23 protein-coding genes and 1 riboswitch are annotated in these 21,167 nt (G+C 48.2%); of the genes, 15 read left to right on the top strand and 8 right to left on the bottom strand.

Translation table 11 applies throughout. The features are described from left to right. Positions 1-30: 30 nt before the first annotated feature. Positions 31-1,680: an electron transfer flavoprotein-ubiquinone oxidoreductase gene (locus MMG82_RS05045; protein WP_047538596.1), complete on the bottom strand. Its 1,650-nt coding sequence runs from the start codon at positions 1,678-1,680 to the stop codon at positions 31-33. 252 nt (positions 1,681-1,932) lie between these two features. After that, positions 1,933-2,066: riboswitch (molybdenum cofactor riboswitch) on the top strand. Here MMG82_RS05045 and moaA point away from each other — a divergent pair. The 7 genes from moaA to MMG82_RS05010 all read left to right on the top strand — a co-directional run bounded on the left by moaA (position 2,054) and on the right by MMG82_RS05010 (position 6,987). After that, on the top strand, positions 2,054-3,034 hold the full coding sequence (moaA, locus tag MMG82_RS05040) for a GTP 3',8-cyclase MoaA (RefSeq protein WP_037425068.1): 981 nt from the start codon (positions 2,054-2,056) through the stop codon (positions 3,032-3,034). It overlaps the preceding riboswitch by 13 nt. A gap of 113 nt (positions 3,035-3,147) precedes the next feature. Further along, the gene (gene moaC / locus MMG82_RS05035) at positions 3,148-3,627 is read left to right on the top strand and encodes a cyclic pyranopterin monophosphate synthase MoaC (RefSeq protein ID WP_011074083.1); all 480 of its coding nucleotides are present in this window, start codon (positions 3,148-3,150) and stop codon (positions 3,625-3,627) included. A gap of 19 nt (positions 3,628-3,646) precedes the next feature. After that, positions 3,647-3,898: a molybdopterin synthase sulfur carrier subunit gene (gene moaD / locus MMG82_RS05030; RefSeq protein ID WP_047538593.1), complete on the top strand. Its 252-nt coding sequence runs from the start codon at positions 3,647-3,649 to the stop codon at positions 3,896-3,898. A gap of 1 nt (position 3,899) precedes the next feature. Further along, a complete protein-coding gene (moaE, locus tag MMG82_RS05025) occupies positions 3,900-4,367 on the top strand; it encodes a molybdopterin synthase catalytic subunit MoaE (protein WP_023265973.1) in 468 nt (155 codons plus the stop codon). Positions 4,368-4,410: 43 nt separating this feature from the next. Beyond that, positions 4,411-5,214, top strand: a complete 804-nt coding sequence (gene modA / locus MMG82_RS05020) for a molybdate ABC transporter substrate-binding protein (protein WP_144376043.1) — start codon at positions 4,411-4,413, stop codon at positions 5,212-5,214. A gap of 8 nt (positions 5,215-5,222) precedes the next feature. After that, a complete protein-coding gene (gene modB, locus MMG82_RS05015; protein ID WP_047538588.1) occupies positions 5,223-5,903 on the top strand; it encodes a molybdate ABC transporter permease subunit in 681 nt (226 codons plus the stop codon). Continuing rightward, a complete protein-coding gene (locus tag MMG82_RS05010) occupies positions 5,884-6,987 on the top strand; it encodes an ABC transporter ATP-binding protein (RefSeq protein WP_172589159.1) in 1,104 nt (367 codons plus the stop codon). The genes modB and MMG82_RS05010 overlap by 20 nt, the downstream gene beginning before the upstream one ends. A gap of 1 nt (position 6,988) precedes the next feature. Here the strand turns inward: MMG82_RS05010 and MMG82_RS05005 are convergent, their stop codons facing one another. After that, complete coding sequence (locus MMG82_RS05005) at positions 6,989-7,150, bottom strand: hypothetical protein (protein WP_218737865.1); 162 nt, start codon at positions 7,148-7,150, stop codon at positions 6,989-6,991. 409 nt (positions 7,151-7,559) lie between these two features. Between MMG82_RS05005 and MMG82_RS05000 the strand changes: the two genes are divergently transcribed. The 4 genes from MMG82_RS05000 to MMG82_RS04985 are packed head-to-tail and all read left to right on the top strand — an operon-like array spanning position 7,560 to position 10,832. Next, positions 7,560-8,081, top strand: a complete 522-nt coding sequence (locus tag MMG82_RS05000; RefSeq protein WP_069454050.1) for a hypothetical protein — start codon at positions 7,560-7,562, stop codon at positions 8,079-8,081. Positions 8,082-8,129: 48 nt separating this feature from the next. Further along, on the top strand, positions 8,130-8,807 hold the full coding sequence (locus tag MMG82_RS04995; protein WP_011621087.1) for a response regulator transcription factor: 678 nt from the start codon (positions 8,130-8,132) through the stop codon (positions 8,805-8,807). Positions 8,808-8,856: 49 nt separating this feature from the next. After that, positions 8,857-10,113 (top strand): HAMP domain-containing histidine kinase, encoded by a 1,257-nt coding sequence (locus MMG82_RS04990; RefSeq protein WP_037423161.1) that lies wholly within the window; start codon positions 8,857-8,859, stop codon positions 10,111-10,113. 32 nt (positions 10,114-10,145) lie between these two features. After that, on the top strand, positions 10,146-10,832 hold the full coding sequence (locus tag MMG82_RS04985) for a TIGR01621 family pseudouridine synthase (protein WP_241406561.1): 687 nt from the start codon (positions 10,146-10,148) through the stop codon (positions 10,830-10,832). A 4-nt stretch (positions 10,833-10,836) separates the two neighbouring features. On the opposite strand, the gene MMG82_RS04980 is transcribed toward MMG82_RS04985, so the two are convergent. Beyond that, positions 10,837-12,015, bottom strand: a complete 1,179-nt coding sequence (locus MMG82_RS04980; RefSeq protein WP_241406559.1) for a GGDEF domain-containing protein — start codon at positions 12,013-12,015, stop codon at positions 10,837-10,839. A gap of 220 nt (positions 12,016-12,235) precedes the next feature. Here MMG82_RS04980 and MMG82_RS04975 point away from each other — a divergent pair, with 220 nt between their 5' ends. Beyond that, the gene (locus MMG82_RS04975; protein ID WP_224022102.1) at positions 12,236-12,355 is read left to right on the top strand and encodes a YqaE/Pmp3 family membrane protein; all 120 of its coding nucleotides are present in this window, start codon (positions 12,236-12,238) and stop codon (positions 12,353-12,355) included. A 76-nt stretch (positions 12,356-12,431) separates the two neighbouring features. Here the strand turns inward: MMG82_RS04975 and MMG82_RS04970 are convergent, their stop codons facing one another. Continuing rightward, positions 12,432-14,606, bottom strand: coding sequence for a TonB-dependent receptor (locus MMG82_RS04970; protein WP_037423169.1), 2,175 nt, complete (start codon positions 14,604-14,606; stop codon positions 12,432-12,434). Positions 14,607-14,909: 303 nt separating this feature from the next. On the opposite strand from MMG82_RS04970, the gene MMG82_RS04965 reads away from it, so the two are divergent. Next, the gene (locus MMG82_RS04965) at positions 14,910-15,068 is read left to right on the top strand and encodes a DUF2986 domain-containing protein (RefSeq protein WP_240292835.1); all 159 of its coding nucleotides are present in this window, start codon (positions 14,910-14,912) and stop codon (positions 15,066-15,068) included. A 36-nt stretch (positions 15,069-15,104) separates the two neighbouring features. On the opposite strand, the gene MMG82_RS04960 is transcribed toward MMG82_RS04965, so the two are convergent. The 4 genes from MMG82_RS04960 to MMG82_RS04945 form a co-directional block, all read right to left on the bottom strand. Further along, a complete protein-coding gene (locus MMG82_RS04960; protein WP_172589162.1) occupies positions 15,105-15,617 on the bottom strand; it encodes a M23 family metallopeptidase in 513 nt (170 codons plus the stop codon). Positions 15,618-15,639: 22 nt separating this feature from the next. Beyond that, positions 15,640-16,221: a hypothetical protein gene (locus tag MMG82_RS04955; protein WP_240292836.1), complete on the bottom strand. Its 582-nt coding sequence runs from the start codon at positions 16,219-16,221 to the stop codon at positions 15,640-15,642. Between the two features lie 3 nt (positions 16,222-16,224). Next, positions 16,225-16,890: a CHAP domain-containing protein gene (locus tag MMG82_RS04950; protein ID WP_240292837.1), complete on the bottom strand. Its 666-nt coding sequence runs from the start codon at positions 16,888-16,890 to the stop codon at positions 16,225-16,227. A 211-nt stretch (positions 16,891-17,101) separates the two neighbouring features. Next, complete coding sequence (locus MMG82_RS04945; protein ID WP_241406557.1) at positions 17,102-18,445, bottom strand: anaerobic C4-dicarboxylate transporter; 1,344 nt, start codon at positions 18,443-18,445, stop codon at positions 17,102-17,104. Between the two features lie 281 nt (positions 18,446-18,726). Between MMG82_RS04945 and MMG82_RS04940 the strand changes: the two genes are divergently transcribed. Continuing rightward, positions 18,727-19,905: a monodechloroaminopyrrolnitrin synthase PrnB family protein gene (locus MMG82_RS04940; RefSeq protein ID WP_240292839.1), complete on the top strand. Its 1,179-nt coding sequence runs from the start codon at positions 18,727-18,729 to the stop codon at positions 19,903-19,905. A 4-nt stretch (positions 19,906-19,909) separates the two neighbouring features. After that, complete coding sequence (locus MMG82_RS04935) at positions 19,910-21,031, top strand: aminotransferase class V-fold PLP-dependent enzyme (RefSeq protein ID WP_240292840.1); 1,122 nt, start codon at positions 19,910-19,912, stop codon at positions 21,029-21,031. Positions 21,032-21,167 lie beyond the last annotated feature (136 nt).

Below are 21,167 nucleotides of genomic sequence, written 5' to 3'. Positions count from 1 at the left end.
GCGCTCAATGAGCGCCTTCTTCCGTGGAGATTACATATTCGGGTAGTTTGGACCGCCGCCGCCCTCGGGCGTCACCCAAGTAATATTTTGGCTAGGATCTTTAATGTCACAGGTTTTGCAATGGATGCAGTTTTGCGCATTGATAACAAACTTCGGTTGACCCGCTTCCTCAACAATTTCGTACACGCCAGCAGGGCAGTAACGCTGGGCGGGCTCGTTAAATTGCGCCAGGTTTATCCCGAGCGGAATGCTGTTGTCTTTTAAGCGTAGATGGCAAGGCTGGTCTTCCTCATGATAGGTGCTCGACAGGTAAACTGAAGAGAGCTTATCGAAGCTGAGTTTGCCATCGGGTTTCGGGTAATCAATCTTATTGTAGGCGCTTACTGGGGCCATTTGTGCATAGTCTGGGTGTTCATCACGCAGGGTGATCGGGAACTTACCACCGAACCAGTTTTGATCTATGTAGTTAAATGCACCGCCAAGGAAAGTGCCAAACTTATGCATTGCCGGGCCAAAGTTGCGCGACTTATATAGCTCTTCGTGTAACCAGCTTTCTTCCAGATGGGTTTGGAAACAATCCAGATCTTTACCGCCTTCGACCTCGGCCATCATTGCCTTAGCTAAGGTTTCAGCCGCGACGATGCCGCTCTTCATGGCGGTATGCGTGCCTTTGATCTTGGCAAAGTTTAAAGTGCCCGCATCGCAACCAATCAGCAAACCACCGGGGAAACTCATCTTCGGCAGTGAGTTCAGGCCGCCCTTAGTGATTGCGCGAGCACCATAGCTCAAACGTTCACCACCAGTTAAGTATTTGGCGATGACTGGGTGAGTCTTATAACGCTGAAACTCATCGAACGGGCTTAAATGGGGGTTTTTGTAGTTGAGGTCGATAATCAGACCCACGGCAATTTGGTTGTCTTCCATATGATAGAGGAAGCCACCACCCGAGGCGCCATCGGTTAATGGCCAACCACCTGTGTGCACCACTTTACCTTGTTCGTGTTGTTCGGCGGGCACTTTCCAGATTTCTTTAAAGCCTAGGCCGTAATGTTGTGGTGTTTTACCATTATCTAAGTGGTATTTCGCGATCAGCTGTTTGCCTAAGTGACCACGGCAGCCTTCTGAGAACACGGTATATTTGGCGTGAAGCTCCATGCCGGGCATAAAGCTGTCTTTGGGTTGGCCATCGGCGCCGACGCCCATATCGCCAATCAGGATACCCTTCACGCTGTTATCTTCATTGAAGAGTAATTCGCTGGCGGCAAAGCCGGGGAAAATTTCTACGCCGAGTTCTTCGGCACGGGTCGCGAGCCAACGGCAGAGATTACCTACGCTGACAATATAGTTGCCTTCGTTGTGCATGGTTTTCGGCACAAATGCATTGGGCATGAGTTTGCTGTCGGTAGCGGAGTTGAGTAGATAGATTTCATCGTGGGTCACGGCTGTGGTGACGGGGGCGCCTTTATCACGCCAGTCGCTGAATAGCTCGTCTAATACCCTTGGTTCGAATACGGCGCCTGATAGAATATGCGCGCCCACTTCGGAGCCTTTTTCTACCACGCAAACGGTAATTTCTTTACCTGAATCCTTTGATATCTGCATTAATCGACACGCAGTCGCCAAGCCAGCTGGGCCAGCGCCGACGATAACAACATCGAATTCCATTGATTCGCGTTCCATCAGTTCACCTTTTCCTTCGCTTATCCCCAATTTATATCGGGTGTTGTAGTTTGTTTGTAAACGGGCGTTTTATTACTAATGTCCACCTTACCTCAAAATCACCGCAGGGCACAGGGGCTAAGCAGGCTGTTTAGCCTAAAGAATGACAAATCTTTGGGTGAGCACTGTCACAGATTGTTCACGCTCAGTTGAAGCGGATCAAGAAATACCTGTTTAGGGGTATAGCTAGCCAATACTTTCGGCTTATAATCACGGCTGACGGTTCTCCGAGCTTGCCTACCTAAGTCAACAGATATGGTGGTGTAGCCGTGGCAATAAGGCCACTGGGGTGAGTAAAGAAATGCACTCGCCTCCCACACTTGGAAAGGTGATCATGTCTCAATTACAAGACAATTTTGGTCGTAAATTTCATTACTTACGGATGTCAGTCACTGACGTTTGTAACTTCAAATGCAGCTATTGCCTCCCCGATGGTTATCATCCGAATGGCAAGCAACAGTTTTTATCTCTCAGTGAGATAGAAAACTTGGTGTCCGCATTTAGCCTCGTTGGCACTCAAAAAATCCGTATTACTGGCGGCGAACCCACCCTGCGTAAAGATTTTACCGATATCATTCGAGTGGTCGCCGATAATCCGCGTATTCATACTGTAGCCACTACCACTAATGGGTATAGGCTCGAGAAGCATGCCCAAGAGTGGTTCGATGCAGGGCTACGCCGCATCAATGTGTCGGTGGATAGCTTAGATCCCAAGATGTTTTACCAGATCACCGGCGAGAATAAGTTCGACGAGGTGATGCGTGGTATCGATGCTGCATTATCAGCAGGCTTTGAGCGCGTAAAAGTCAATGCAGTATTGCTCAAAGGCATGAACGATAAAGATTTACCGCGCTTTTTAAATTGGATTAAGCATACGCCTATCGATCTGCGTTTTATTGAGTTAATGGAAACCGGCCTTGGCCGCGAGTATTTCCAAGCCCACCACTTAGCGGGTGCCGATATTAAAGCTCAGTTGCTTGCCAACGGCTGGCAATTGGATACGCCCCGTGCCGACGATGGCCCTGCGCAAAACTTCAGCCACAGTGACTTTAAGGGCCGTATCGGCTTGATCATGCCCTACGCCACTAACTTCTGCGCGAGCTGTAATCGCTTGCGGGTCTCAGCCAAGGGCAAATTGCACTTGTGCCTGTTTACAGAGTCCGGTATTGATTTGCGTGATCTACTGCAACACCCGAGTCAGCAAGCGGAATTAATCGAGCGGTTACACGGTCAACTGGCACAGAAGAAAGAAACCCATTATCTGCATCAGGGCATTACTGGCGTAACTCAGCATTTGGCCTCGATTGGCGGTTAATCTAACTTAGGTTTTAGTCTGCTTATCGCGTTATCTTTCATTTAGTTAGGTTTCGCGATTGCGCTCAATTTTCCATATGCTTGAATTTAGCAGCAGTTTAAAGGATCGCTTCAATGAGCAATGTATTTACCCATATTAATGCCGACGGCAATGCCCACATGGTCGATGTGACCGAGAAAGCCGTGACCGAGCGTGAGGCCCGTGCCGAAGCGTTTATCGAGATGGCGAGCACGACCCTTGAGATGATCATGAGCGGCAGCCACCATAAGGGCGATGTATTTGCCACCGCGCGTATCGCGGGGATCCAAGCGGCGAAAAAGACTTCAGATTTAATTCCGTTATGCCATCCACTAATGCTAACCAAGGTCGAAGTCGAGCTCGAGGCTCAGCCTGAGCACAATCGTGTTCGCATCACTAGTCTGTGTAAATTGTCCGGCAAAACCGGTGTCGAAATGGAGGCGCTCACGGCGGCCTCTGTCGCAGCGCTGACGATTTACGATATGTGCAAAGCCGTGCAGAAAGACATGGTGATTTCACAGGTGCGCCTGCTCGAAAAACGCGGCGGCAAGTCGGGACACTTTAAAGCTGAATAACGTAAAGCGAGATAAGAATATGATTAACGTGTTGTTTTTTGCCCAAGTTCGTGAGCTTTTAGGGACGGCACAACTGAGTGTTGAAGCGAGCGAGCAGACACAAACCGCAGAAGGATTACGGGCAACTTTAGCGGCTAAAGATGATAAATGGGCCAAAGTGTTAGCCTCGGATAAATTGCTGGTGGCGGTAAATCAAACCATCAGCCAGTGGGATACCCGAGTGAGCGATGGTGATGAAGTGGCCTTCTTCCCACCTGTGACCGGAGGTTGATATGCGTTTACTGCCAAATGTGCGGGTGCAAACCGTCGATTTTAATGTGGCCGATGAGTACCACCAATTAGCCCAAGACAATAGCGATGGCGCCGTTGTCACCTTTGTGGGCAAAGTGCGCGACTTTAACGATGGTTCAGTGGTGACGGATCTAACCTTAGAGCACTATCCCGGTATGACGGAGCGTGTTCTTGAGCAAATCGTTGCCGAGGCGCGTGAGCGTTGGCCGCTCAATAAAGTTACGGTTATCCACCGTGTCGGCACGATGGCGCTGGGTGAGCAAATTGTGTTTATCGGTGTCACCAGCGCTCATCGCAAAGCGGCCTTTGCGGCCTGCGAATTCTTAATCGACTTTTTGAAAACCAAAGCCCCTTTCTGGAAATTAGAAGCTGGGGACAAGGGCAAGAATTGGGTCGAAGCCAAGGACGCCGATGAGCAAGCGGCGCAATTGTGGCAACACAAAGACTAACGTAAGACTGAGTCAGTAGCAGGCGAGACTGAGAGGTGAGTTTATGCACGGTGTGACAGGGTTAGGCAAAATCTGGGGTCTAGTATTTTCTCTAGTATTGTCGTTTTGTGTTGCCTTGATGCCTGCCGTTAGTCGCGCCGAGACAGTGCCTGCGATTGCGGCCGCCGCCAATATCAAGTTTGCCCTCGATGATATTGTTAAAAACTTCAGCGCTGAAACCGGACTTAAGGTGCGGGTATCCTACGGCTCGTCGGGGAATTTTGTCGCGCAAATTCAACATGGTGCGCCATTTGAAATGTTGCTTAGTGCCGATGAGCGTTATATCCATGAGCTGCAAAAAGCGGGCTTTACCCGCGATGAAGGCGTGCAATACGCAGTGGGTCGCCTAGCCTTAGTCGCCCCAAACAAGTCCCCTTTAACCTTGGATACTGAACTTAACGGCGTAAAAGCCCTACTCGCCGCGGGTAAGTTGGAGCGCTTTGCGATTGCCAACCCTGAACATGCGCCCTATGGCGAACGCGCCCGTGAACTGTTGCAAAAATTAGGCTTGTGGGATGGTCTACAAACCAAGCTAATCCTAGGTGAAAATGCCTCCCAAGCGGCGCAATTTGCCGTGAGTGGCTCCACCCAAGGCGGTATTATTCCGTTATCCCTAGCCTTAGCGCCCCAGTTTAAGGCCTTAGGGCAAGCAATTGCTTTACCCGAAGATCTTCACGGCCCACTTTATCAGCGTATGGTGTTAACGCCTAAAGCGGGGGTAACTGCGGAGCGTTTTTATCAATATCTTCAATCTGATGCCGCCAGAGTCGTATTCCTGCAATACGGATTTGGTCTACCCGCTCAGTAAGGCCAGACATGGATTGGCAGGCGCTTTGGTTATCGGTCAAACTCAGTAGCATCACAGTATTGGTGTTGATCCCGCTGGCGATCCTGGCTGGGCGCGCCTTGGCCTATCGTCAGTTTGTGGGTAAGTCCTGGGTTGAGGCGCTCATCATGGTGCCCCTAGTCTTACCGCCAACTGTGATTGGCTATTACTTGCTGGTGGGGCTAGGGAGTCAAAGCTGGTTAGGGCAATGGTTAGAGCGCCTAACCGGGCAGCAGTTAGTGTTTCATTTCTCGGGGTTAGTGCTGGCGTCTGTGCTGGTGAATATTCCCTTTGCGTTGCAACCGATACAACGTGCCTTTGAGGCTGTTCCCCACGACGTGCGCGATGCTGCAGCCTGTTGCGGCATGAGCAAACTTAAAATTCTACTTAAAATTGAATTGCCTATGGTCTGGCCGGGGGTGTTGACCGCCATAGTGCTGTGTTTCTCCCATGTGCTGGGTGAGTTTGGGGTGGTGCTGATGATGGGCGGCAATATCGCTGGCGAAACCAAGACGATATCGATCTCCATTTATGACAGCGTGCAGGCCTTCGATTTTGGCGCAGCAGGTACTATGTCTCTGGTATTGCTGTTATTTGCGATTACCGCATTGGCTCTAACTACCAGTTTGTCACGGCGTTTAGGAGGTCAGGGTGGCGCAAATCATCGCTGATCTGCATTGCCAGATCCAAAACCATAAGCATATAAAACTGAGTGCCGAATTTAGCTGTAAGGCGGGTGAAGTGTTAGCGGTCGTAGGGCCTTCTGGCGGCGGTAAGACGACGTTACTGCGGATGATCGCAGGGCTGAATCATCCCGACACGGGCAGTATTGTGTTTGGTGAAACGCCATGGTTTGACCATCAAAGTAGCACCGCGCTAACGCCGCAGCTGCGCCATATTGGCTATATGCCACAGCATTTTGGCTTATTTCCTAATCTTACCGCGCTCGAGAACGTGGTTGCAGGGCTTGACCATATTCCCAAATCGGAGCGAGTTGCTAGGGCGAAGGATTGGTTAGAACGGGTTAATTTACATGGTTTGCCCGATAGACTGCCTATGCACCTCTCTGGGGGGCAGCGGCAACGGGTTGCGCTTGCTCGCGCCCTTGCCCGTGAACCTTCAGTGCTACTGCTTGATGAGCCATTTTCGGCGGTGGACAGAGAAACCCGCGAGCGTTTGTATCTCGAACTTGCTCGACTCAAAGAGCAACTGCTTTGCCCCGTGATTATGGTGACCCACGATTTAAACGAAGCACTGCTGCTGGCCGATTCGATGATCTTGATTAGCCAAGGCCAGATGTTACAGCAGGGTGCGCCGTTTGAGGTGTTATCGCGGCCACGTAACGAGGCCGTTGCGCGGCAGATGGGCTTAAGGAATATTTTCGATGGCGAAGTGGTGTTTCAAGATCGCACTAAAGACATCACCTGGCTCAAATTTGGTGAGCAGCTGATTGCCAGCGATTTTGGCAAAGACCGCAGTGTTGGCAGTAAAGTTCGCTGGGTCATCCCCAATCAGGGTATTCGATTTAACGCCATTTCAAATGGACGTTTATGCCGTAGTTTTAATAAGTTAGATGTGACAATCGACTCTTTACTTGTGATGGGCGAGTCGGTGCGGGTCGTCTGTTATGCTACTGGGACTAAACTACAGCTTAATACGGAAGTGTCGCTTCATCTCGCACAGAAGCTTGGCTTAACCAAAGGAATGCAAACTACGGTTGCGCTCAAATCTGAGCAAATTCATATTTTAGAATAAGTTAATGACGTTTTTTACCTAGTAATCCCATCCAAAATGTTCCTTCCAACAGCATACCTAAGATTATAAACGTCACAGCGCTTGTGGCGCTGCCATAGGCGTAGGCGCTTAATGCTCCAAGCAGTAGCAAACTTAAGCTAATCCAGCGTGTAATTGGTTGCATATGCACTCCGATTTAAATAGCCGTTTAGTTGACTCTAGAACAATGGGATTGAATTGCCAATCGTACTTTTTGACGACACAGATGCGCTAAAATACTAGCTGAAATTCAATTAGTGTGATTTTAAATGGCTAAATGATGGGTTTTTACGGTAAATGTCATGCTTCAAAATCCCCAGATGATCAAAGCTTAATCTTGTTTCCATCGGTGTTTCAGTCGCTATTAGGTAAACTGAATGCATTCGTCAGTGTTTGCTGTGTTTGAATCAAGTGGATTGAGCAATTCACATGAGTGATAAATTAGGCGCCATCATTGACAAACAGGGATAAAAGCGATGGGATTTTGGTACGCCATCGACATCTAACTGATTGTCTCATAAGATACAAACTTAGCTGATTTTTATGGAGGAACCATGAGACTATGGTTGCTAGGATTCATGTTGGTATCTGGGATTGCCACCGCAGCCCAGAGCATGTATTCGATGCTTTCGAGCGGTGAGTATCAGCCGCCGTTAAGCGTGATGCAGCAAATTGAGAAGGAGTTTCCTGGCGTGATTGCCGAGTTTGAAATGGAAATGCAGGAAGGCGAGTTGGTCTACCAGTTTGAGTTGATTAATCCGCTGGCGAATGCAATTACCCGTTTCGAATATCGGGCGCGAGATGGTAAGTTATTGAAACAAAAAGCGGGTAAAGTCACAGCCGATGATGTCGGCGAGGTGGAAGCCGCACGCCTTATCAGCACTAAGCATCAAACCTTCTCCGGCATTATTGCAATGGCGACTCAGGATCATAAGGCCTTTCTGACCGATGCAAAATTAGACCATGACTTAGGTATCAGTTACTTAGAGTTAAAGTTGCTGGACGATACAGGCAAGTATAAATTGGCATTCGATATTGAAAATTTACGACAGTTACCTTTACTTAAGTGGGATTAGCACGCTGAGAATTACCGCTAAGTGAAGACAGGGGAGCGCAGCATACAGATGAAAATACTTTTAGTTGAAGATGATGCGACAACGATCGACTACATCGTTAAAGGATTTCTTGAGCAGGGACATAATATTGAGACCGCCAGCGATGGTCATCAAGGTCTGCTGCAAGCCACGAGTGGTCAGTACGACCTCTTGATTCTCGACCGCATGTTGCCCCAACTCGATGGGTTGAAATTGCTGGCCGCCCTTAGAGCAACTGGCAACCAAACTCCAGTGCTTATCCTGTCAGCGCTGGCCCATGTGGATGAAAGGGTAAAAGGCCTGCGTGCGGGCGGCGATGATTATATGACTAAGCCCTTTGCCTTTTCGGAGCTGCTTGTACGTGCCGAAAAGTTGATGCAACGGGGCCAATCCGTACCTATTACCACAGATCTGGTGGTCGGCGGCTTAAAAATGGAGCTGCTAACACGTAACGTGACCTTAGATGGCCACGATTTAATGCTGCAACCCAAAGAATTCCAACTGCTTAAGTATCTGATGGAACACGCTAATCAGGTTATTAGTCGGACGCTATTATTTGAAGCCGTGTGGGATTATCACTTTGATCCCCGTACTAATGTGATCGACGTGCATATCGCCAAGTTACGTCGCAAGTTTGAAGAGTTAGGCCACGGTGAATTGATTGAAACCGTAAGGGGAGCGGGTTATCGCTTACGCCAAAGGCATTAAGCCTTACCAAAGCAGCGCCTGGCGCATCACTATTATCTTCTCGACCTTAGTGACTGTGATCATAGGCGCTTTGCTGTTTGCCCTTTATCGGCAGCTTATTATCGAACAGCAGTACCAAGTGACTCAGTATCTCGAGTCAGAAACCCAACGTTATCAGCAGCTTGCTCTTACTGTCGACCGTCGCAGTTTTGCGGCGCAAATTCGTGCCGCCGATCCGCAGACGGCGCTTATCGCCTGGCGCAATAGCTATGATATGGTTGGCGCCTTAAGCTTTATGCCTGAAGGCATGCCTATGCTGCCGCAAACCCGGGATTTTCCGATTTTAACGGGCGGCCCTGATAAGTTGCATATCCTTACCGGCGGTCTAGTGATGACTCGCTATGGCCCCGTGCTCATCGCCACCCGTACCGACAACTTAGCCACACTCATTGATAAATTTATCAGTGCGGCGGCCACGGCCGTGATGTTGACCATAGTGTTAACCTTAGCGCTGGGCTATCTGTTTTCTAAAGCAATTTTACGCCGTTTAGTGCAGTACAACCGTTTAAGTGAGCAAATTGAGCGTGGGCATTATGATACGCGTCTGCCGCTCAGTTGGCGTCAGGACGAGTTTGATATGTTGGCGCTGCAATTTAACAACGTGCTGGATATTCTTGAGAATAACCTGATGGCGGTGCGTGGCGTGACGGATAATATCGCCCACGATTTGCGCACGCCTTTATCCCATATTCGCATTGGTCTTGAGGAGTTAGCGGCCAAATCTCCCGATGAAATCAGTGAGGGCTGTGCTATTTTGACCGAAGAGCTTGACCACTGCCTTGCGACCTTCGATGCCATGCTCTCGCTGACACGCATTGAGGAAGGGCAGCAAACCTTAGATTTGCAGGAGCTGAGTTTGGCGCAGCTATGTACTGATTTGCTGGAAATGGCTGATGCAGTTGCGGAGTCGAATGAGCAAACCTTGAGCCTGTCGCTGCTATCTGACCATAAAATATATGGCGACAAGTATCTGTTGTTCCAAGCCTTATATAACTTGGTCGACAATGCGATGAAATATTCAGGCCAAGGCGCACGTATCGATATTATTCAATCCGGTGCCCAAATTAAGATTTGCGATAACGGTCCAGGTATCCCCGATGACAGCAAAGAAAGAGTATTTGAGCGTCTAGTGCGGCTCGACCCCAGCCGCCATTTGCAGGGTACAGGTTTAGGATTATCTATGGTCAAAGCGATTCTGTCGCGGCACAATGCGCAAATTACTCTTTCGGATAATCATCCTGGCCTTGTGGTTACTATCCAGTTTTAGGCCAATATCCGCGTGACAGTGTTAGGAACCCCATGTACCGAATCATAGCCAATGAGGCTGATTTTCTTGTTATTTCTAAATCGCCGAATGTGCACTTTCACAGCCAAGATGGCACCGCGGGTGTCGTTGCGCAGCTGGAGCATGATTTGGGGATTAAGCTCTTTGCCGTGCATCGGCTCGATACCCCGACCTCAGGGCTGTTACTGTTAGCCAAACATCCGGCGGCAGCGCGGCAGTTGACTGAGCTTTTTAGCGCCCATCGAGTGCAGAAATACTATCTTGCCCTTGCCAAAGGTAAGCCTAAAAAGAAGCAAGGTTGGGTCATTGGCGATATGGCCAAATCCCGCCGCAGTATGTTTAAGTTACTGCGTACCAAAGAAAATCCAGCGATTACCCAATTCTTTTCCGTCAGTGTTAGCGATGGGCTACGGCTGTATTTACTCAAACCCCACTCGGGGAAAACCCATCAGTTACGGGTCGCGCTTGCTAGCCTTGGTGTGCCAATCTTGGGCGATGCCCTCTATGGCTCCGATGTCGCCGACCGCTGTTATCTGCACGCCTATTGCCTGCATTTTCGTTATCAACATGAGGATGGCACTTGGCAGAATTATGCGTATCTTGATATGCCTGAGCAGGGTGAGCTCTTTTTAACAGAGGCTGTCAGTGAGGCGCTGACATTTTGGCAAGCACCAGAGACTTTAGATTGGCCTGATCGATAGGTGTTTATTGGGAGGGGAATGCTTGGCAGATCCGGTCGCGCCCCTCAGACTTTGCTTGATACATGGCATGATCGGCTTCAATCAATAGTTTGTCTGGCTGACATCCTTGATAAATCGTGGCGTAACCCACGCTTGCGCAAAGTTGGACTTGTTTATCCTGCCAGTTAATCGGATTTTCCCTCAGTACCCGATGTAATTTATCCGCAACGGCTCTTGCGGATGGTGCGCTTGTGGCTGGCAGTAAAACCAAAAACTCTTCCCCACCATGACGACACAGGACATCGTGTTCCCGTAATACCGAGTTAAATAATCTTGCCGCCGTCAGCAGGGCGAGGTCACCAACATCATGACCATAGTGATCATTTATGTGTTTGAAATGGTCGAGATCGAGCAAGATCACGCTATAAGGCTCTGCATTTTTCTGCCAGCGTTGGTGGGTTGTGGAGAGTCTTTTTTGCATTGCGCGTCGATTCCACAGCCCTGTGAGCTGGTCTTTTTCAGCCAACATTCTGATTTTACTCACCAGACGAGTCATCGCATTACCTATCATCAGGATATTGATAAGTAAGGCTAAGAACACATAAAACCACAGCACAGGAATGGCTTCAATCGTGTGCATGGCAATAAATATTGGCGTTTCACTCGGCGATAACAGGGCGATGAAAAACCGAATCATGAAGATGATAGCCATCGCGATTAAGGGGGTGATCATGGCAATCGCAATCTTATTGCCAGTCTCTCTGCGGATAGCGTAATAGTTATCTCGGCTGAGCATCACAAAAGATAGTGCTGCATTGGCTGAAAAAAGCATGGCGAGTATCGGCTGAGATTGGACATTTGGGGGAACCATCAACATGAGTGCAGCGGTGATTGCGAGCATAGTGAGATCGAGCTTAGTGCTGTGCTGTAAGCGGAACAGATATTGTGTACCCCAACGCAGCATGATAAATCCGAGTAAGATAACAATATCTGCGCAAAACCAGTAGAGGTAACTATTTGATTCGGTTCTTAGAGTGTTGAGAATGATGCCGATAAATACACAGATATTCGCAAGGGAAAAGCGTATGCTGGCTAATTTGGCAATGTTCAATGGTTTGGCGATTAATCCCCATGCAATAGCGGCTGTACCTGTCAGTAGACAGATAAATTTAATCAGTAGAAGGGCTTGGGGATCAAATTCCATGGCGGCGTTCAATTTTCCTTTAACTATAGATGGCTTTTGGCATTTTTGTTGAAATGGACTGAATGTTAAGTGAAGACCTGTGCCACAACGCCCAAGCCACAGGTTGATAATGCAATGGTTGCAAACCGGTGGGCTAACGACGAAGTTAAAAACTGCTTACTCGTCATTTATTACGGTTTAAGGATGGCCTGCTGTCGATATAAACAAATGACTATGAGTCATTATTGCGATTCTATTGCCTCCCGTTGTGGTATTTTTAAACGCGGGCGTAGGCAAAGATCTGTTAATTATCATAGTGCTGTGTTTATTTTTCGGGTTCCCGCCCTACCGTTGTCACTAAGGTGTAGCGTGTTTCAATGAGCCAATAAAAAGCGCAACCTAAGTTGCGCTGATTATCGATTTCACCTGTTCGTTAATTAAAACGCCACGGTATAACCTATAGTGGCAGTACGACCCATACCTTTGAAATAACGATCATTTGTACCCATGGTTTGTGAGTAGTAGTTGAAATAATCCTTATTAAACAGGTTTTGTACACCAATGCTTAAGGTACCCGTGTAGAGCGGCATTGAAAATGACGCGTCGACAGTGGTGTAACCATCAAACTCGGCATATTTAGCACCTTTGGCATTTTCAAAATCACGGTCCATAAAGTAATTTGCTTGAACACGTGTCGACATTTCATTATCGAAGTTGTGGGTCCAGAATAAGTTGATACGATTCGGGGAAATATTGGCGCCATCGAGATCGGTATCGACCTTATTATCGCCGTTTACATCGTATTCGCCCCGTTGCAGTGCGATGTTCATGCCCAAATCATCATTGCTTGTCAGATAAGCGGTGACATTCGCTTCGATCCCATCAATGACGCTTTTTTCACGTTTTACATCATAGAAACCGTCGCTGTTTAAGGCTAAACGGGCACCAAAATCGGTAGCAGAACGGTAGTAAGCAATCTTAGCACTTAAGAAACTACCTTGATAATCGGCACCCAATTCAACGTTATCCGTCACGATTGGAGTTAAGGCTAAAGAGTCACTAATGCTTGGATTGGCGCCGGGGAAACTGTTTCCGTCACGCAGAATACGGCCAATGTCTGGCATGCCAAAACCTTGGTTGTAGCTAGTGTAGACGCGGATATCCGGCGTGATTTTATAGGATAAACCGACATTGAATAAGGTTTCATCAAAGGTGGCTTCGCCCCCCGCGATTTGCTTATTGCCTGCACCATAGAGGGTTTTGTAGTCATCAACATTGAGGGTAGCGTGTTCGTAACGCACACCGGTTGATACGGTTAAATCTTTAATTAAATCATAGTCTAACTGTAGATACGGCGCGAAGTTATCATAGGTGCTTTCAGGTACCCAAGAGAACCCAGTTTTCACTAAGTCCTGTTCAGTCGTATCGCGGAACAAGTCGATACCATAGGCCGCATCGATGCCAGTATCTGCAATGTTTTTCGCGATTAACGAAGTTTTTAGGCCCCATTTAACCGAAGAGTTGCGTGATTGCTCGTAGTATAAGTGCTCGCCTTTGCTATTTACACCGCATTGAACCACTTGATCGCTGCCTTCAAAGGAAGGATCGTAGAAGCTATCGAAGCAACCACCGCCGTACACCGCTTTAAAGTCTTGATTAAACAACTGCATGTTGAGCTGTTGGCCTGCAATGTTTTCGTGGCTATAGGTCAAACTAGTGGTGGTGACTTGGTTATTAGCCGCTTCCCAGGGCTGTTTTTGTTCCACGGCACCGGTTGGAATACCATTGGGTTTATTTCCTGCTACGGCCATCCAGTCGCCATTGTTATCCATGTTGTAATGGTTAACCATCAGCTCTAGGCGTGACTCGGTAAAGTTGTGGCCTAATTTGATGAAGAAGTCCTTACTCTGGCTATCCATGGACTCGCCTTGCGTGGTATCCACCCCAATCACATCGTGATTGGCATCGTAGTAAACCCCGTTATTGCGATAGCTGACCGAGCCTAGCATATCGATCAATTCTGACTCGCCTGAAAACGCATAGCTGGCACCAAAACTGACACCGTTAGACTTGAGTGAGTCAGGGACTGTGACATCAAAGCTAGCGACGTGCTGGTTATCGCCCGTGGGCTTTTTGGTGATGTAGTTGATAATACCGCCCTGTGCGCCTAGGCCGTGCATCGCATTGGCGCCGTGAATAATTTCAATGCGTTCAATCATTGCAGGATCGATAGTTTGTCCTGAACGACCACCGCTGCGCAGCGGGTTCGATTGCGGCACGCCATCGATCATAATTAATGGTGCACGACCACGCAGGGTTTCACCCGTATTACTCATCTTTTGGCGGCTAGGTGAAAAGCTTGGTGCTAAGTTGCCGATAATGGTCGACAGATCTTTGGTGGTGCGGAACTGTTCTTCGAGTTGCACGCGGTCGATAATGGTCACTGTATTAGGAATCGAGCTTGGGGATTTGTCCATACGGCTCGCGGTCACGGTAATTCTTTCTATTTCTTTGTTTTTATTTATTTCCGTGTCGGATTTTTCTTGTGCAATAGCGGATTGGGTGAGTGCTGCAAAGACAGCGAGAGCAACAAACGAGGTTTTGAACGTCATATAACTTCCTGCTAAGGGCGTGTGAATTTGCTACACCGAATTCCTTGGCATCAGACTCTTCCGTTAAACAACATTGCAAATGATAGTGATTTTTATTAACTGCGGATGATAAGGAAGTCATTCGAGGTTGTCTAGTCGATCTGTAAATCAAACGAGCTAAAATGTGGCGTTTTTTGCAACTTGTGACTCGGATAGCAATTATAGGTGTATTAAGATTGAGGGTTTATCTTCATCCTACTGATTTGTTGCTGTGGCTTAGGATGACTATAATAGCGGCTTTAATTGTGCCTAAATACAACCCTTATGAACCGCAAAAAGAAAATTAATCAAACGCTTAAGCAGAAGGCGAAAAAAGCCAATGCCAAGCTTCATACCAGTAATAAACCTAAATATATCGCTAAGGCCGAACGAGTTGCACAGGCTCTCGCGGCAGAAAATGAGCTAGAAGTGTCCGTTGAGTGAGCCGTTAATCTCTAACAGTTAAATCCTCAATAAAGCTTACTTAGCCTCTAAATACTCAATGGGATTGAGATAAAAAGCCTTTTTATATCCTTGGGTTGAAGTGTCTATTCGCCAAGGTCTTGGGAACAGGCTTAAAATGGAATAGTGCAAATGGGGTGGTTTACCTTGAGCATTGCCAGTTGTACCGACTGTGCCTAGCGTTTCTCCACCTGTCGCGAATAAGCCTGTCGATGCTTCAATGCTGCCTAGGTGCGCAAAATAATGAATTTGCCATTTAGGGCCGAGTCCAACAACGACTTTTCCGCCTTTTAAAAAGTCACCCTTGTACAGCAGTAGCATGGGCGTTGGTGCGACCACGGGGGTATTGGCTGCGGCAAAAATATCGATACCCTTGTGTGTGCCTGAACTTCCCCAAGGCTCATACCAAAAGGTTTGGCTATTCCAATCCTTATTCGTGGCACCTTTTACGGGGATGATAGGTTGTTCTGGCACCAAGCATCCGGCAAGGAAAAAGAGTGCGAGAGTGAATGCGATATATTTTAGTTTCATTGTTATCTCTTACATAAATCTTTTAGTGAAACTCACTGAATTCACGCCAGTTTATTGGATATTGCAGGCGCTCGGTTGCACCAAGTGATAACCAATAGGGGCGCCAAAACGCATCGCACCAAAACTCAAGGTTCCCTTGCAAACTCCCAAGTGTATCAGGATCAACATCGGGAAAACTTTCCCAAGGAGCAGGCGGCGCGGCCTTAAAGGTAATAAGCTGTTGTAATAGATTGATATCATTGGTGATGAGCAGTACGCAGAACCCCGCAAAATCAGCATATTGCTGTAAAAATACTGTTGTCTGTAGGTTGGTGTTATGCAGTACGCCATTAAATGGCGCGTCAGAACCTACAATTTGCTCGAATCCCGCTTGGCAAAGTAAAGTGTCGAGTCGTTGTTTATCTTGATCATTCAACAAGCAATGGAGTTGATAGGCGGATAATTCAGTCTGAGTTGTTGGCGTGACTAAGGGATAAGCTTGGTGGCGAGGCAAAGTGAGACTCGCAGTTGCCTCGCCACCAAAGAGTGCTTGAAGATCCGTTGCTTGCGAGTGAGTTGTCGCTTTTATAGCTAATAGCCGTTTTACCCAGTTAAAAATCCCCATAGCTTATTCCTTAATGGCCATCGCTGGGTCGATAAAGCCGCCCGTTTCTGTTATCACCTTAGGGCTTATTGCTTCCCAGCGTAACCATCCTTTGGCGCGTGGTGCGTTTATATACCAGAGTCCAGCTCGTTGTTCTAAAAAGAAATACTCCCTTGATGGGGCAAATGGGCCGGGGTTTTGCTGGGCGATTTCGATACTGTTGTCCGTGACTTCCGCGATAATGGCGACATGGCCATAGGGATTAAACATCCATGGGGCAAAGACCAGTAAATCATCAGCCATAGGTTTGCTTTGGCTGCCATTGGTAAATTGGCGCAGCGCACGTTTTTCATTCCAACTGCCATCAGCGAGCAGATTATCGAAGAAGTCCCGGGCGTGCCCAAAACTGTCAGGCATTTTGTGTTGATATCGTTGGTAAAAGTAGCGCTTAACAAATTCAACGCATTGATATTTTATGCCGAGGTTATAGCCGTCGAGGGAGAGGTTGCGTCCCTCATTAGTGTTAACGCCACCGTTATAGTAAATCTCGATTCCATTGAGGGAGTCGATAATGTCACCCACTTGGTGATCAGTGTTGAAGTGATAGCGTGTAAGCAACTGATAGCCGAGAAAACTGACGCTAAGCCCCAGACCCACAATCAGCATCCATAAGCGAAAACCTTTAATCATCTTTAGTACGACATTCTCAAAAGATAAATTGATTCAGCATGATATAAGGCGGGATTGTATGCTGCTGTTGCTAAAGACGTCTAGCTGATAAGGGAATGTGGCGGGAGCTTAATACTTTCGTACTGAGCGCTTGCACATCTTTAATTCGTCAGGCCGATAGCGTTAATGTGCTATCGGCCTGATTATACGTGCTTATTAACGCAAACTAACTTTACAGTAGCGCAGTTGCCAACAGATAACCCACGGTTGATGCGGTACTAACACCAATCAACCCTGGAATAATAAAGCTGTGGTTAATGATGAACTTACCAATTTTAGTGGTACCTGAGCGATCGAAACCGATGCAGGCCAAATCGCTTGGATAAGTGGGCAGCACAAAGTAGCCATAACTGGCGGGTAAAAAAGCAATTAACAACTTAGGATCGACACCTAAAGCTAATCCCATCGGTGCAATCGCCGTGAGCGCAGCCGCTTGGCTATTGACCAGTTTGGAGATTAAAAACAGCACTAGGGCATAGGTCCAAGGCTGGTTTTGCACTACGTGGGAGAGGTTTTCCTTCAGTACATCCATATGGCTGATAAAGTAAGTATCGCTCATCCACGCCACGCCAAATACCGAGAATATCGCCACCATACCCGCTTTAAAAACCGGACCATTGGCAATTTCAGCTGGCTTGACTTTGCAGCTCATCAAAATAAAGGCGCCTGCAATCAACATCATCATTTGGATCACTAGGTTCATCGACAGTGGCGCGAGCTTGCCTTTCTCTTCAAACACTGGACGCAGCTCGCTAAAGGAGCCGAGTAACACTACAGCAGCGATAGCGGCAAAGAAGATCCCTGTTGCCCAATACGCTTCTTTGGGGAAGGTTTGATTCAGCAGCGTTTCGCCCTTGTCGTAGATAAAGGCTCTTTGCACAGGATCTTGAATTCGTTCTTGAAACTCTTCGTCCTTATCTAAATCTTTGCCGCGACGTAGGCTCCACAGTGCCGCCACTAACACACCGCAAAGGGAGGAGGGCACCGACACCATTAAAATGTCTAGCATGCTGTAGGCGTGGCCGACACCGTGCTGCGCCGCCAAAATCGAGACCATAGAAACGACGGCGACTGATACCGGGGAGGCGCAAATCGCCATTTGTGAGGCGACGGAGGCCACCGCCATTGGGCGTTCTGGGCGAATGTTTTTCTTCAGAGCAATGTCAGAGATAATCGGGAACATGGTGTAAACCACATGGCCTGTACCGCACAAAAAGGTGAGCGTCCATGTAGTTAACGGTGCCAGAATGGTGATGTACTGTGGATGGCGGCGCAGTAAACGTTCGGCAAACTGCATCATCACATCTAAGCCGCCTGCGGTTTGCAACACGGCGGCACAACCGATAACCGCAAGAATGGTTAACATCACTTGCACTGGTGGCTGTCCGGGGGCGAGACCAAAGACAAACGTCAATAAAAATAAACCTATACCACTTATCAACCCGAGCCCCATACCACCATAGCGGGTGCCCAGTAGCAAGCAGCCGAGTACGACAATAAATTCCATTAAAATCATTTTGATTTACCCCTGCGGAACCTGCCGCGCTATTTGTATTAGGACTAGCTTTATTTGGCGTTATTTTGCGAGGCGATTGAATTTGATAACTTGCGCTGGCGCAAGGTGTAAATAAAAAGTGGCATTAGATTTTTCATAAATTTGAGCTAGCGCTAGAAACGTGTCGCCAGAAGTTGCATCCTTGTTAACTCGGAAGCGCTAATGACGCCTGTAGCCAAGTGAAACATGCCCTAGTACTTGCTCCGGTAAAAATAACCATAACAATCGCCAAGGATGTCCAAGTGAAACCTGCCACCTATAATACCGAAGCCTTCGATGAGTGGATCCGCAGCCGCTTTGTAGAACTCAACTCGCAGCTCGAACAGCTTTATGACCAGCAGACCGACCGTGCCAATGTGCAGGGGATTGGCACTGAGCTTAAGCGCACTTTGGAAAGCGAAGGGCGAGGGCTGATTAAGGCTTTGCTCGATGAGGGCAATACCGACGAAGGCTTTGATAGTGCTTTTGATTTGCTAGGCAATGTTGGCCTGTATATGGCCGCCTGCCGCCGCCATGAAATTACTGAGCCAACACGGGAGACCACCTCGCCACTTCTTGAAGCGTCAGCATTGGCGATGCATATCGGCGCCTCAATTGGAGTCACGCCGCGCTTTGCTACCGCCCATTTAACCACCCATAACCGCGCCCATAATGGTATCTACAAACGTTTTACCGATCTGCCCGATGAAAAACTGTTTGTGGATTACAACACTAAAGGCATTTTGGCCTATAAACGTGCCGCTGATGCGCTATTAAAAATCCAGCCTTTGGGGATTTCTCATCCAATTAGTCACGATTTACTGCGCGTCGCTAAGCAGGCATTGCAGGATGTGATTGATTCTAATACGCAGTTATTCAATCGTTTAGATACGGACCGTTTCTTCTACTGTGTCCGCCCATATTACAAACCCTATCGGGTTGGTTCTGTGGTGTATCGTGGTGCCAATGCGGGCGACTTTGCCGGGATTAACGTTATCGATTTAACCCTAGGTTTATGTTTTGCCAACGAAGCATCTTATTCGCAAATGCTGGTGGATAAGTTTTTATACATGATGCCAGAGGATCAACAAATCCTGCGGGAATGCATGCGTCGCCCGAATTTGATGGATGACTTTTTACAGTCAAAGGCCAGCGTGCAGCAGGATTGGTATCAAGAAAACCTCAAGCTGTTTATCGAAGTCTGTGAATTGCATGGGCAAACCGCCATCCAGCATCACAATGAATTAGTGACTAAATACATTGCAGAACCTTCGGTCAGTATGGAGCAGCAACATTTAGCCAAAGTGACCGCCAGCGGCCCACCATTGCATGTACTGCTCGCCTCCCTTGAGCGTTTAAGGGATAGACGCGCGGCCGTATTACGTGACGATATTCGCACCCGTTATTATGATTTGAAAAAACTCAAAGACAGTTTGAGGTAAGGCCATGCTGCTAAATGTAAAACAGGATTTTTGCCTCGCAGGCCCTGGATATCTGCTTAACCATTCCGTGGGGCGGCCACTCAAATCGACCGAGCAGGCGTTTAAGCAGGCGTTTTTTGCACCTTGGCAGGAGTCTGGCCGCGAGCCTTGGGGTCAATGGTTAGGTGTCATCGATAACTTTACCGCGGCGCTGGCAAGCCTTTTTAATGGTCAGCCGCAGGAATTTTGCCCGCAGGTGAATCTATCGAGCGCATTGACCAAGTTGGTGATGTCACTGGATAGATTAAATCGCGATGGCGCCGTGGTGCTGATGAGCGAGATTGATTTTCCTAGCATGGGATTCGCCCTTAAAAAGGCATTGCCCGCAAGTTGTGAACTGCGCTTTATTCCCAAGGGCTTAGATGTTACCGACCCCAATGTGTGGGACGCACATATCAGCGACGATGTCGATTTAGTCTTTGTCAGCCATGCCTATTCTAACACGGGACAACAGGCCCCCCTCGCGCAGATTATCCCCCTTGCCCGTGAGCGTGGCTGCTTGAGCCTAGTGGATGTGGCGCAATCGGCTGGGATTTTGCCGCTGGATTTAGCCAAGCTACAGCCAGATTTTATGATTGGTTCGAGTGTGAAATGGTTATGCTCCGGCCCAGGCGCTGCGTATCTGTGGGTTAATCCTGCCATCTTGCCCGAATGTCAGCCACAGGATGTGGGTTGGTTTAGCCATGAAAATCCCTTTGAGTTTGATATTCATGATTTTCGCTATCATCCAACAGCGTTGCGGTTTTGGGGCGGCACGCCTTCTATCGCCCCCTACGCTATTGCCGCCCATAGTATTCAATATTTCGCCAATATTGGCTCACAGGCGATGCGTGAGCATAACTTGCAACTGATGGCTCCAGTGGTACAGGCATTGGACAATGAGCTCGTCTCGCCGAGGGCAATCGATAAGCGTAGCGGTACGCTGATTTTGCAATTTGGCGAGCGGCAAGCGCCGATCATGGCGGCATTGGCTGAGGCGAATATCAGTGTCGATGCCCGCAGTTTAGGGATACGCGTATCGCCACATATTTATAACGATGAGGCCGATATCCTAAGGTTACTGGAGGTGATAAAAGCCCATTGTTAACGGATTGAACTTGGCTGACTCAGCCGACATGGCGCAATAGCCTCGAACAGGGAGCATGGCTCTGGGGCGCTAAGGTGCCCCCTAATGCCGATGTCGTGAACCCATGCCATGAGGCTGAAGTCATTTATGGGGGCGA

Origin of the sequence: Shewanella sp. MM_2022_3, assembly GCF_022557375.1 — a bacterium.
GTDB classification, from domain to species: domain Bacteria; phylum Pseudomonadota; class Gammaproteobacteria; order Enterobacterales; family Shewanellaceae; genus Shewanella; species Shewanella xiamenensis.
This window is presented reverse-complemented; position numbering and strand designations above follow the sequence as displayed.

Excerpts from the sequence above, each read along its gene's own strand:
- moaD (WP_047538593.1), top strand. The coding sequence starts at position 3,647 with ATGATTAACGTGTTGTTTTTTGCCCAAGTTCGTGAGCTTTTAGGGACG.
- MMG82_RS04980 (WP_241406559.1), bottom strand. The coding sequence starts at position 12,015 with ATGGAATTTGATCCCCAAGCCCTTCTACTGATTAAATTTATCTGTCTA.
- MMG82_RS04955 (WP_240292836.1), bottom strand. The coding sequence starts at position 16,221 with ATGGGGATTTTTAACTGGGTAAAACGGCTATTAGCTATAAAAGCGACA.
- modA (WP_144376043.1), top strand. The coding sequence starts at position 4,411 with ATGCACGGTGTGACAGGGTTAGGCAAAATCTGGGGTCTAGTATTTTCT.
- MMG82_RS04935 (WP_240292840.1), top strand. The coding sequence starts at position 19,910 with ATGCTGCTAAATGTAAAACAGGATTTTTGCCTCGCAGGCCCTGGATAT.
- MMG82_RS05005 (WP_218737865.1), bottom strand. The coding sequence starts at position 7,150 with ATGCAACCAATTACACGCTGGATTAGCTTAAGTTTGCTACTGCTTGGA.
- MMG82_RS04960 (WP_172589162.1), bottom strand. The coding sequence starts at position 15,617 with ATGAAACTAAAATATATCGCATTCACTCTCGCACTCTTTTTCCTTGCC.
- MMG82_RS04985 (WP_241406561.1), top strand. The coding sequence starts at position 10,146 with ATGTACCGAATCATAGCCAATGAGGCTGATTTTCTTGTTATTTCTAAA.
- MMG82_RS04945 (WP_241406557.1), bottom strand. The coding sequence starts at position 18,445 with ATGATTTTAATGGAATTTATTGTCGTACTCGGCTGCTTGCTACTGGGC.
- moaA (WP_037425068.1), top strand. The coding sequence starts at position 2,054 with ATGTCTCAATTACAAGACAATTTTGGTCGTAAATTTCATTACTTACGG.
- MMG82_RS05045 (WP_047538596.1), bottom strand. The coding sequence starts at position 1,680 with ATGGAACGCGAATCAATGGAATTCGATGTTGTTATCGTCGGCGCTGGC.
- moaE (WP_023265973.1), top strand. The coding sequence starts at position 3,900 with ATGCGTTTACTGCCAAATGTGCGGGTGCAAACCGTCGATTTTAATGTG.
- MMG82_RS04965 (WP_240292835.1), top strand. The coding sequence starts at position 14,910 with ATGAACCGCAAAAAGAAAATTAATCAAACGCTTAAGCAGAAGGCGAAA.
- modB (WP_047538588.1), top strand. The coding sequence starts at position 5,223 with ATGGATTGGCAGGCGCTTTGGTTATCGGTCAAACTCAGTAGCATCACA.
- MMG82_RS04995 (WP_011621087.1), top strand. The coding sequence starts at position 8,130 with ATGAAAATACTTTTAGTTGAAGATGATGCGACAACGATCGACTACATC.
- MMG82_RS05000 (WP_069454050.1), top strand. The coding sequence starts at position 7,560 with ATGAGACTATGGTTGCTAGGATTCATGTTGGTATCTGGGATTGCCACC.
- MMG82_RS04970 (WP_037423169.1), bottom strand. The coding sequence starts at position 14,606 with ATGACGTTCAAAACCTCGTTTGTTGCTCTCGCTGTCTTTGCAGCACTC.
- MMG82_RS04950 (WP_240292837.1), bottom strand. The coding sequence starts at position 16,890 with ATGATTAAAGGTTTTCGCTTATGGATGCTGATTGTGGGTCTGGGGCTT.
- moaC (WP_011074083.1), top strand. The coding sequence starts at position 3,148 with ATGAGCAATGTATTTACCCATATTAATGCCGACGGCAATGCCCACATG.